Below are 1,584 nucleotides of genomic sequence, written 5' to 3'. Positions count from 1 at the left end.
ATAGACGCCTATGACGAGCGCTTCCTTACGTCATCGGTCGTCACCTGCGGTGTTGAAATTTTGTCGGCGTATATCGCCAAATTTTCAAGATAGACCCCCATGCCGCTGGCGCAGCACCATCAGAAGATGAAAATGTGCCGCACCGCCCTGGGCTATTTTCAAGATAGATAATCCCGGCCATATCCCGTTGACTCCTTCGATGCCGGGTCCTTTTTTACTCGATATATTTTTTCGAAAAAGGGATTGACCTTCACGTTACGTAAAGGTGTACCTTAAAGCTGTCAGGAGGTGAACCAAATGGAATACACTGTTCAGAAGCTGGGGAGGCTTGCGGGGGTCAGCACCCGGACACTCCGATATTACGATGAGATCGGCATTCTGAAGCCGGCCAGAATGAGCTCGTCGGGATATCGGATCTACGGGCAGGCGGAGGTCGATAAGCTGCAGCAAATTTTGTTTTACCGGGAGCTTGGGGTCAGCCTTGAGCGCATCAAACAAATCGTGAACTCCCCTTCCTTCAATGCTGCCCAGGCGCTGAAAGAACATCGGGAACATCTCCTTGACAAACGTAAGCAACTCGACACGCTGATCGCGAATGTGGAGAAAACGATCGCTTCTCACGAAGGGAGAATGACAATGAGCGACAAAGAAAAGTTCGAAGGCTTCAAGCAAACACTAATCGCGGAAAACGAGCGGAAATACGGCCAGGAAGTCCGCGAAAAATACGGGGATGAGACGGTGGACCGTTCGAATGAAAAGCTGATGAGCATGACGCCTGAACAACATGAAGAAGTGCAACATTTGACAGACGAAGTGCTGGCCGCGCTGGCCGAAGCGTTCCGCACCGGCGACCCTGCCGGCGAAGCGGCGCAGCGGACGGCCGAGCTGCACAAGCGGTGGCTAACCTTCTATTGGAACGAGTACAGCCCGGAGGCGCACGCCAACATTGCCCAAATGTATGTGGATGACGAACGCTTCAAAGCCTACTATGAGAAAGAGCCGGGGATGACGGAATTTTTGCGCGACGCGATTCACATTTATACGGGAGCCAAGGCTTAAAGAGGCCGGCTTTGTGGGCTGCTTCGTTGGCTGGCTTCGTGGCTGAACGCCTGGCATGAGGCCGAGACCTGACCCGTCTTGCTCTCTCTGAAATCGCAGCCCTCGTGGCCGCATCGCTGCCGAACAGGCCGCGGTGCGGCCTTTTTTGTCATCAAAGCGAAGAGCGACTGATGAGGCGGTATTCGTTCGCTATAGGCGTCCAGCCGGATAGGGCTGGGGCTAGGGCCCCGTGCCCTAGGGTGGAGCCCATGCCCTTGGCTGGGCTTGTGCCCAGGCTCGGTTCCATGCCCAGGGCCGGGGCCTGTGCCCCAACCTGCTGTGAATTTTTCAAGAGAGTTCGCAAATGTTGTATTTTGTACAGGAAAACCGGGGAACTAAACCGCATTTGCGGCTCAATGTTTCAGAAAGTGTAGGCCTGTTGATTAACCACAAAATGGTAGAAAAAAGACCGCTCATTCGGTATAGTGTTTGTACCCTTACAAAAACTTTACCGGAGAGTGAGACGGTCCTATGAACAATCGTACA

General features: G+C 53.3%; 1 protein-coding gene. It reads left to right on the top strand.

The annotated features are described in order from the left end of the window. Positions 1–297: 297 nt before the first annotated feature. Positions 298–1,059 (top strand): MerR family transcriptional regulator, encoded by a 762-nt coding sequence (locus tag F591_RS0126970; protein ID WP_019537636.1) that lies wholly within the window; start codon positions 298–300, stop codon positions 1,057–1,059. The last annotated feature ends 525 nt before the right edge of the window (positions 1,060–1,584 follow it).

The organism is Paenibacillus ginsengihumi DSM 21568 (genome assembly GCF_000380965.1).
In the GTDB taxonomy this organism is placed as follows: domain Bacteria; phylum Bacillota; class Bacilli; order Paenibacillales; family NBRC-103111; genus Paenibacillus_G; species Paenibacillus_G ginsengihumi.
The sequence above is the reverse complement of the archived record's forward strand: the minus strand, read 5'-3'. Positions and strand labels throughout refer to the sequence as shown.